This window comes from Rhizobium beringeri, from assembly GCF_004306515.1.
Lineage (GTDB): Bacteria > Pseudomonadota > Alphaproteobacteria > Rhizobiales > Rhizobiaceae > Rhizobium > Rhizobium beringeri.
Map to the genome: position 1 here is coordinate 831,805 of NZ_SILG01000002.1, position 9,504 is coordinate 841,308.

6 protein-coding genes and 1 pseudogene are annotated in these 9,504 nt (G+C 59.1%); 6 read left to right on the plus strand and 1 reads right to left on the minus strand.

Annotated features, from left to right (window positions below; all coding sequences use genetic code 11):
* Positions 1-52 precede the first annotated feature (52 nt).
* The 6 genes and pseudogenes from ELH03_RS27465 (at position 53) to ELH03_RS27490 (ending at position 8,085) form a co-directional block, all read left to right on the plus strand.
* Complete coding sequence (locus ELH03_RS27465) at positions 53-1,957, plus strand: ABC transporter substrate-binding protein (protein ID WP_130767160.1); 1,905 nt, start codon at positions 53-55, stop codon at positions 1,955-1,957.
* A 113-nt stretch (positions 1,958-2,070) separates the two neighbouring features.
* Positions 2,071-3,075 (plus strand): ABC transporter permease, encoded by a 1,005-nt coding sequence (locus tag ELH03_RS27470; RefSeq protein WP_027687864.1) that lies wholly within the window; start codon positions 2,071-2,073, stop codon positions 3,073-3,075.
* A gap of 3 nt (positions 3,076-3,078) precedes the next feature.
* Positions 3,079-3,936 carry an ABC transporter permease gene (locus tag ELH03_RS27475; RefSeq protein ID WP_062940577.1) on the plus strand — a complete coding sequence of 286 codons (858 nt, stop codon included), beginning with the start codon at positions 3,079-3,081 and terminating at the stop codon, positions 3,934-3,936.
* 1 nt (position 3,937) lies between these two features.
* Positions 3,938-4,927 carry an ABC transporter ATP-binding protein gene (locus tag ELH03_RS27480; protein ID WP_130767161.1) on the plus strand — a complete coding sequence of 330 codons (990 nt, stop codon included), beginning with the start codon at positions 3,938-3,940 and terminating at the stop codon, positions 4,925-4,927.
* Positions 4,924-5,736, plus strand: coding sequence for an ABC transporter ATP-binding protein (locus tag ELH03_RS27485; protein ID WP_130767162.1), 813 nt, complete (start codon positions 4,924-4,926; stop codon positions 5,734-5,736). The genes ELH03_RS27480 and ELH03_RS27485 overlap by 4 nt, the downstream gene beginning before the upstream one ends.
* Positions 5,737-5,842: 106 nt before the next feature.
* Positions 5,843-8,085 (plus strand): annotated as a pseudogene (locus tag ELH03_RS27490) (bifunctional diguanylate cyclase/phosphodiesterase).
* Positions 8,086-8,324: 239 nt separating this feature from the next.
* Here ELH03_RS27490 and ELH03_RS27495 read toward each other — a convergent pair.
* Positions 8,325-9,245: an ArdC family protein gene (locus ELH03_RS27495; RefSeq protein WP_130767164.1), complete on the minus strand. Its 921-nt coding sequence runs from the start codon at positions 9,243-9,245 to the stop codon at positions 8,325-8,327.
* Positions 9,246-9,504 lie beyond the last annotated feature (259 nt).

Sequence of the window (9,504 nt, forward strand, 5' to 3'; positions counted from 1 at the left end):
GCCCAAGCGTGCCTTTGCGGCCGCCGTATCGTCGCTTTCTAGGGAGGAGTTCATGCAACAGTGGAAGAGGCTCGCATTTGGCGTCGCGCTGGCCGCACTCGGCCTGACAGCGACGGCCAATGCCGATGACTACACCTCCTTGCCGCGCAAGGAGACGCTCATCGTCGAAAATCCGGAAGGGACGATCAAGAATCCCGGCTGGTTCAACATCTGGGTCAATGGCGGCGGCGGCGTTTCGACCGGCCTGCAGCAGCTGACCATGGATACGCTCTGGTATATCGACCCCGAACAAGGGCTTGGCGGCGCGACCTGGGACAATTCGCTGGCTGCCGACAAGCCGCAATATAATGCCGACTTTACCGAGATGACCGTGAAACTGCGCAAGGGGCTCTTCTGGAGCGACGGCGTGGAGTTCACGGCAGACGACGTGGTCTATACCGTCAAGACGCAGATGGATCACCCCGGCATGGTCTGGAGTGCTGCTTTCTCGGTGCAGGTGGCAAGCGTCGAGGCGACCGACCCCTCGACGGTCGTGTTCAAGCTGAAGAAGCCCAATTCGCGCTTCCACGCCATCTTCACCGTTCGCTGGAACGGCGCCTGGATCATGCCCAAGCATGTCTTCGAGAAAGTCGAAGATCCGCTTCGTTATGATTTCGCCAATCCCGTTTCGCTCGGCGCCTACAAGCTCAAGGCATTCGACCCGCAGGGCAAGTGGTATACCTGGGAGAAGCGCGACGACTGGCAGCGGACATCGCTTGCCCGCTTCGGCGAGCCGGCTCCGAAATATGTCACCTATGCCGATCCCGGCCCGCCGGATAAACGCACCATCGCTCAGCTCGAGCATAATCTCGATATCATCCACGACAACACGCCCGAGGGCATGTTCACGCTGAAGGAAAAATCCAAGACGATCGAGACCTGGTTCCCGGGTTTTCCCTTCGCCCATCCGGACCCGACGCTGCCGGCCGTGATCTTCAACACCCAGAATCCGCCCTTCGACAACGCCGATGTACGCTGGGCGCTTGCCCTGCTGATCGACATCAAGGCGGTTGATATGGCGAGCTATCGCGGGGCAGCGACGCTTTCGGCGCTCGGCGTGCCGCCGACGGCGGCCACGATGAAGGACTATCAGGCGCCGATGCAGGATTGGCTGAAGAATTTCGAGATCGATACCGGCAAGAGCAAGATCAAGCCTTATGACCCGACGGTCGGGCAACAGATCGCCGATATCCTGCGCAAGCAGCCGAAGTTCAAGGACCAGATCCCGACCGACCCGGAGGCAATCAGCGGTGCCTTCGGCTATGGTTGGTGGAAACCGGATCCGAAGGCTGCCGGCGAACTGCTGGAGAAGGCAGGCTTCAAGAAATCCGGCGGCAAATGGCTGACCCCTGATGGACAGCCCTTCAAGATCCGGATGACGGTGGAAGGCGACACACGCTCGGTCTTCACCCGCGCCGGGACGCTGATCGCACAGCAATGGGCCGCATTCGGCATCGACGCCAAAGCCGTGCCGGCCGCGAAACTGTGGCAGGTGGCGCTCCAGCCCGGCGATTTCCAGGTGGCGATTGCCTGGAGCGTCGAGACCTGGGGCGGCGATCCCGATCTGTCGTTCTTCCTCGATAGCTGGCATTCGCAGTTCGTGGCTAAGAAGGGTGACAATCAACCGCCGCGCAACTGGCAGCGCTGGAGCAATCCGGAGCTCGACAAGATCATCGAAAGCATCCGCGGCATCAGCGCCGACGATCCCAAGGGCGTCGAACTCGGCAAGGATTATCTGAAGCTGGTCGCCCGCGAAATGCCGACGATCCCGCTGATGTCCTACAACGTCTTCACCTCGATGGATACGACCTATTGGACCGGTTATCCGACGATCGCAGACCCCTATACCGACCCAGTGCCGAATTGGGCAAACTCCAGGCTGATGATGGTCAAGCTGAAGCCGGCACAACCGAAATAATCCTCCCAACGCCGGCGCGAGTGTTGCGCGCCGGCCCCCTAATCGACGGGCATGTGGCATGTCCGTCGATCCTTTCCACTTGATGAAGGGAACCAGAGAGGAACCACCGCCCTATGACGTCCTATCTGCTCTTTGTGCTGAAGCGGTTCGGTCAGTTTCTGCTCGTTGTATTTCTTGGCGTGACGATAACATTCTTCGTCACCCACCTGACCCCGATCGATCCGGTCGAAGAAAGCATAGGCGCCATCACCCAGATGGGGCAGTCCGATCCGAATGCGATCGAACTGATGCGCCAGTCGCTTCGCGAGCTTTACGGAATGGAGGGTTCGATCTGGCAGCAATACCTGCATTTCTGGCTTCGGCTTGCGACCGGTGATCTCGGTCCCTCGCTATCGGCATTTCCCACCCCCGTTTCCACCATCATTCTGCGGTCCCTGCCCTGGACCATCGGGCTGATGACGGTGTCGACCCTCATCACCTTCGTGCTCGGCAATGCGATCGGCGCGCTCGCCGGCTATTACCGCAAGGACATGGTGCTGAAGGCCGTCAGCCTCGTCTTCATCGCCCTGCTTCCCATTCCCTATTACATTCTGGCCTTCGTGCTTCTGATTGTGTTCGGTTATCTCTGGCCGGTGCTGCCGATCAATGGCGGCTACGAGATGAACGCCAATCTGGACCTCTCCTTTGCCCTGGTCTTCGATATCCTGAAACACTCGATCCTGCCGGCCTTGTCGCTGATCATGGTCGGCGCCGGCAGCTGGCTGATCGGGATGCGCGCGCTCGTTTCCAACATCATCACCGAGGATTACGTCGTCTTCGCCGAGCTTGGCGGCGTTCCGAAGCGAAAGATCCTGCGCTCCTACATCGCCCGCAATGCCATGGTGCCGCAGTTCACCGGGCTTGCCATGTCGCTCGGCGCGATCTTCAACGGCACGGTCATCACCGAAATCGTCTTCGGCTATCCGGGCATCGGAAACCTGCTGATCGAAGCAGTGCATGCCGGCGACTACAGTCTGGTGCTCGGCCTCAGCGCATTGTCGATCGTCGGCGTTGCCGCCGCCGTCTTCATCATCGACATTCTGAGCCCGCTGATCGACCCGCGCATCAAGGTGGAATAAAGCATGTTTACGATCGTCCGCGACCTCGCGCGCCAGAATATGGAATTCCTCTGCGGCCTGCTGCTCTTTGCCGTCATCGTCGCATTGATAGTGGTGTCCTATTTCTCGCCTTACGGCGCGACCGACATCTATCTTCTGCCGCCCGATATGCCGCCGGATGGCGAATATTGGCTCGGCACGACGTCGCGCGGCCAGGACGTTTTCTGGCAGCTGACGACCGCGCTTCGCAACACCCTGTTTTTCGGCATCGGCGTCGCCTTCATTTCACGCATCATCTCGCTGGTCGTCGGCCTCGTCGCCGGTTATGCCGGCGGCGCAGTCGACCGGGTGCTGATGGCCATCAACGACAGCGTCATGGTCATCCCGCAATTTCCGCTGCTGATCCTGTTCTATTTCGTGCTCAAGGACAGCATGACCTGGACGGCGCTGATCGTCATCATGGCCGCGCTCGGCTGGTCCTATGATGCACGCCTCATCCGTTCGGTGGCCATCAGCCTGAAGACGAGATCCTTCACCACCCAGAGCGTCTATTCCGGCATGAGCATGCGCAAGATCCTCGTCGAGGAGCACCTGCCCTATGTTCTGCCGATCGTCTTTGCCACCACGATGAACAACATGATCTGGTCGATCGGCATGGAGATCACCCTGTCGGTGCTCGGCTTCACAGATATCGAGACGCCGACCATGGGCATGATGATCTATTGGGCCAATGCGCATTCGGCGCTGATATCAGGCATATGGTGGTGGGTGGCCGCCCCCGTCGCCGTCATCGTCGTCCTCTTCCTCGCGCTCTTCCTGCTGTCCATGTCGATGAACGAATACAATGATCCGCGCAGCCGGCTGAACCGGATGGGAAGTTAGTATGGATCCTTTGGTCGAAATCCAGAATCTGAAAGCCTATTACCGCGCCTTCCTCTACGGCGTCGATCGCGAGGTGCGCGCCGTCGACGATATCAGCCTGACCATCGCCCGCGGCGAGGTCTATGGCGTTGCCGGTGAATCGAGCAGCGGCAAGACGACCTTGATCAAGACCATCGCCGGCGCGATCCGGCCGCCGCTGAGGGTCGTGTCGGGAAAAGTGACATTCCATTTCGACGGCGGCACCCAGGATATCTACGCGATGAAGCCGGAAGACCGCCTGGCGCTGCGCTGGCGGCATCTGTCCTATATCATGCAGGGCTCGATGAATGTGCTCAACCCGGTGCGCCGGATCCGTCATTCCTTCACCGATTTCGCCTTTCGCCACATGAAGGTCGGCAAGAATGAGTTTTTCGAAAGGGTCGCCACCCATCTGCAACGGCTGAAGCTGGATCCGCATCTGCTCGACGCCTATCCCCACGAGCTCTCCGGCGGCATGCGCCAGCGCATGACCATTGCGCTGGCCACGATCCTGACGCCGGAATTCATCATCGCCGACGAACCGACGACGGCACTCGACGTCATCGTTCAGCGCGACGTGCTGTCGATGATCCGCGAAATCCAGCGCGAGATGGGCTCGTCCTTCCTGTTCGTCACCCATGATATGGGGGTTCACGCGACGGTCTCCGACCGCATCGGCATTGTCTATGCCGGGCGTCTTGTCGAGGAAGCGCCGACCGCCAAACTCTTCAGCAAGCCGCTCCACCCCTACACGCAGCACCTCGTCGGCAGCCTGCCGCGCATCGGCGATGCGACGGCCCGCCCTTCGCTGGAGGGTCGTCCGCCGAACCTCGCCATGCCACCGGAAGGCTGCCGGTTTCACCCCCGCTGTCCGAAGCGGATGGAGATCTGCTCACAGAAGGTTCCGCCGCTGGTCACCGTCGAGCCGCAGCGGCGCGTGGCGTGTTTTGCCGTTACGGGAGATCAGGTTTGAGTGCTCTTCTTAGTCTCTCGCATGTCACGAAAGTCTACCGGCAGGGCGGCATGCTCGGCCGACGGCTGATCACGGCGGTCAAGGACGTCAGCTTCGAATTGGGAGCGGAGCCTGAGATCCTCTCGATCGTTGGAGAATCCGGCTCGGGAAAATCGACGATCGCGGCAATGATCCTCGGTCAGACCGCACCAACGGAAGGCGAGCTTCAATTCAGCGGCAGGACCGTCGCCATCCATAGCAGGTCCGAACGCAAGGCTTTTATGAAAGAGGTCCAGCCGGTTCTGCAGAACCCCTTCGAAGCCTTCAATCCGCTGAAACGTGTCGATCGTTATCTCTTCGAGACCGCCCGCAATTTTTCGTTCTCGGGAAAACGGCCGGACCGAGAGCAGGCGGAGAAGATGGCGGATGCCGCACTGGTGCATGTCGGCCTGACCCTTGAAGAAGTGAAAGGCCGGTTTCCCCACGAATTGTCGGGCGGCCAGCTTCAGCGCGTCGCCATCGCCCGGGCGCTGATCCCGCAACCCCGCCTGCTGGTGGCTGATGAACCGGTATCCATGGTTGACGCATCGCTGCGCATGGCCATCGTCAATCTCTTCGGCCGCTTGAAAAACGAGCTCGGTCTTTCCATCGTCTACATCACCCACGACCTCGCCACCGCCTATTATATCAGCGACAACATTATCATCATGCGCAAAGGCGAAATCGTTGAGCGAGGACAGGCCCGTACCGTCCTGGACAACCCGCAGCATCCCTATTCGCGGGCGCTCAAGGATGCGGTGCTTGCCGCCGATTTCAGCCCGGCGACGTAAGCGCTGCAGCGAACAGGCCGCTTTCCTTTATGAGGGATGGCAGGTTTAGCGTTGCCTTAAAGAAACTGTGCAAGGATGAGGGCCTGTCATCCACGCCGGCAACCTGATGAAGTTTCGAAGAAATCTCGCTCGCTCCGTAATAAGCCATACCAGCGCATTCGCTCCCGCAATATTTGCGGCCATTATTGCTGCAATCGTCGTCTGGGTCGCAACGAACTGGCGGATCGAGCGATCGCTGGCCGATGAACGCTCGATCGTTGCCGGCGAGCTTGCCACCATATCCTCCCGGCTTCAGACGAACCTCAATAGCAATGTGAAGCTGTTGCAGGGGCTGGCGGCCGGCATCGCAGTCAATCCAGAGATGGGCCAAAACGGATTTTCCAAACTTGCCGCGCAGATCCTGCAGCCCGATTCACAATTGCGAAGCTTCGCCGCGGCACCCGGCATGGTGGTCAGGTGGGTTTATCCGGAGAAAGGAAACGAAAAGGCCATCGGACTCGACTACCGAACCAATGAGAAGCAACGGGCTGCCGCGATGCTGGCGCGCAACACGCACAATATCGTTCTGACAGGCCCGGTGGAGCTTGTCCAAGGTGGAACCGCTTTTGTGGTCAGGTGCCCGATCTACGTCAATAACGGAACAAGCCAGATCTTTTGGGGACTGCTTTCCGGGATAGTAGACATACCAAAGCTTTATCAGGAAAGTGGCCTTGGTTCGACCGAGCTTGAGATTGCCATCAGCACCGTACCGGAGCCGAATTCGCCCAAACAGGTTTTTTTCGGCAGCCTGGCAACCTTTTCAAGGAAACCGGTCCAGACATCCGTTGATATGGTTTATGGCCGATGGACCCTCGCCGCACTGCCAAAGCAGGGATGGGGCCAAAATAGCGGGATCGGCACTTTTGAGTTCTACGCGAGCCTGTTGGCATTGTGTGTCGTTGCGCCGATTGTCTGGATCGGTTTTCTGACCAAATCACGCCAAAGAACGATCGAAAAGCTTCGCCTTCACAAGAAAAAGCTCGTTCGAGCACGACAGAGGCTGGAGTACCTGTCATTGCATGACGCATTGACGGGGCTTCCCAATCGACGATTTGTCGACCAGATGATCTCGCAACCGCCGAGACCTCGTCCAGAGGATTGTCTGATACTCGTTCATATCGACCTGGATCGATTTAAAGAGATCAACGACACGAAAGGGCATGCCGGAGGTGACGCGGTCTTGCAAGCAACGGCTTCGCGCCTTGCCGATTTGACTGGTCCAAACGACGTCGCGGCTCGGATCGGTGGCGATGAGTTCATCTTCGCCAGCTGGAGTGCAGATCCGGAGCCGAAGGCAAACGCATTGGCCCGGCAAATTGTCGATACGCTCGATCAACCCGTCTTCATTGAGGGTGCGGCCTGTGTTGTCGGTGCAAGCGTCGGCGTCGCCTGGGAGACTGAAGGTGCTCTCGGGCAGGACCTCGGCCAATTGCTTCTCGATGCCGATTTGGCTCTGTACGAAGCGAAGAAGGCGGGCCGCGGCCGCGCGGCGGTTTTTACAGAAGAGCTTCGCAGCGCCGCGATCCATTCGAAAGAATTGGCGGACGAATTCACGCATGCGCTCGATCGCGATGAACTCGTTGCATTCTTCCAACCTCAGTTCAACGCAAACACATTGGATATTGCCGGCGTCGAGACACTCGCCCGTTGGGATCACCCGCAAAAAGGTCTGCTCGCCCCGAACAGATTTCTGGATGTCGCCGAAAAGCTGGGGCGTACCGGCGACATGGATAGGCTGATCCTGCAGAAGGCTCTCTTCGAGCTGACAAGATGGGACAGCCTGGGAATGCAAATTCCACGTGTCTCGGTCAACATTTCAGCGCGTCGACTGGCGCAGGCAAATCTGCTTGCCGAGCTGTCCGAGCTTCCCATAGCGAAGGGTCGCCTGTGTTTCGAGCTGCTCGAGACAATCTCCTTTAATGATCTTCAACCTGTTCTCAAGGAGATCATTCCAGCCGTCAAAAAGCTTGGCATCGAAATCGAGATCGATGACTTCGGCACCGAACATGCCAGTATTGTCAGCCTGCTTCGATTTGAGCCGCGACGCCTGAAGATCGATCGCGAAATTATCAAGCCGATTATCGCGTCTCCATCTCAGCGCCGTCTGGTCTCCTCCATTATCGAAATCGGCCGATCGCAGAACATCGACATCGTTGCAGAGGGCGTGGAGACTATGGAGCATGCGAAGATCCTGAAAGATCTCGGTTGCCATATACTGCAAGGTTACGCTCTGGCACGACCCATGACCTCGGAGCAGTTGATTGAATTTTGCCGTATGAAGGAAAAGGAAAAACAGAGGCAGGCCGATAGCCAAAACCCTGCATTCGGCGTGTGACTATTTTCCGAGCTGCCTTTAGCACGCCATCCCGCAAATCCGCCTCGTTGGCAAGAATGGTGTTGGCCTCATCCAGCAGAACGTCCTTTTGCGTTCTTGCGGGTATTCTCGATGGCAATATCAGCGCTCAGGCGTATCGCTCACAAGCACCTGTAGGGTCAGCCGCAGAAATTCGAAGAGATGCCTGTGCTGACCTGACAGACAGGTGGACGGCTCACGCCGCCTCCTCCTCGTCGAGCTCCGGCTGCAAGGAATGCAGGTAATCGACGGCCCGCTGCGCATGCGCTGCCGCCGAGAAGATGGCGCGCTTGTCGTTGCCCAGAACCTTCAGCCAGCCATCGAGATAGCTTGCGTGGTCGGGGCGTGGTTCGAGCTCAGGCACGATGCCAAGATCGGCGCAGAGAAAGCAGCTGCCGAGTTCGGCAATCAGCTCTTCACGGGCGCGTTCGCTCCGGTCTTTCGCGTAGCGGCTGAGATCACGATCAAGCCGTCGCGGTGCTCCGGTCCAGTGCGTCATCTCGTGACTGAGGACCGCGACATAGGAGGCATCGTCCCGGAAGGCGTTCAAGCATGGCATCTGGATGTAATCACGGTGAGCGGCATAATAGGCCGCCGATCCTCCATGCCGGATCAGTGCCCCGGTATTGGCAAAGAAGCGGCCGGCATCGCCGATCCGGCTGATCGGATCCTCGGCAGGTGCGATCTCATGAAAACGCCCAGGAAGACCGGCGATCTGGTCGGTGTTGAACACCGTGTAGCTCTTGAGGAATGGAATGTCCTGTTCGATCTCAGTGCCTGTCTCGGTCGTCTCGGTGCGGATAAACGAACTGGCAAAGACGACGGTTGTGCCGGTTTCGCCCTTGCGAACGGCGCCGCCGAGTTCGATTGCCTGGCGAAACGTCATCCAGCTGGATGAGGCAAAGCCGCGGGCGATGGCTTCGGACCACAGCAGCAGGACGTTGATCCCGGTGTAGGCTTGGCCATTGTGGCGCAGTGGCCGGCCGACCTCGCCCGTCGCATGTTCCGTTGTCCAGGGTTTGGTCCATGGCCGCACACCCCGTTCGAGGTCGGCGATGATCTTGGTGGTGATGCGGCTATAGATATCGGATCGTTGATTGGATTGCTGCCTGCTCATGTTGGAACCTCCGTTTCGAGGTCGCGGCCATCGCGACCTGCTACGGCGGTCCGAAAGCCAGGCGGCAAGCGCTGCCTGCACCCGCAGGGCCGCAACGCAGTGGAGGACGGCAAAGCCGTTGCCGGCGGCGCGAGCCTGGCACGACCAAAAGCCGGGGCAGGACGCGATGGCCGAAATGTTAGTGGGAGGTTTGACGGAGGCAGAAGGCAGATCCGCGAGGCGGCAATCACGTCGCTCACATCGCAGATGAACCGCAGCG

Coding starts and splice junctions, on each gene's coding strand:
- ELH03_RS27470 (WP_027687864.1), top strand. CDS start 2,071: ATGACGTCCTATCTGCTCTTTGTGCTGAAGCGGTTCGGTCAGTTTCTG.
- ELH03_RS27465 (WP_130767160.1), top strand. CDS start 53: ATGCAACAGTGGAAGAGGCTCGCATTTGGCGTCGCGCTGGCCGCACTC.
- ELH03_RS27475 (WP_062940577.1), top strand. CDS start 3,079: ATGTTTACGATCGTCCGCGACCTCGCGCGCCAGAATATGGAATTCCTC.
- ELH03_RS27495 (WP_130767164.1), bottom strand. CDS start 9,245: ATGAGCAGGCAGCAATCCAATCAACGATCCGATATCTATAGCCGCATC.
- ELH03_RS27480 (WP_130767161.1), top strand. CDS start 3,938: ATGGATCCTTTGGTCGAAATCCAGAATCTGAAAGCCTATTACCGCGCC.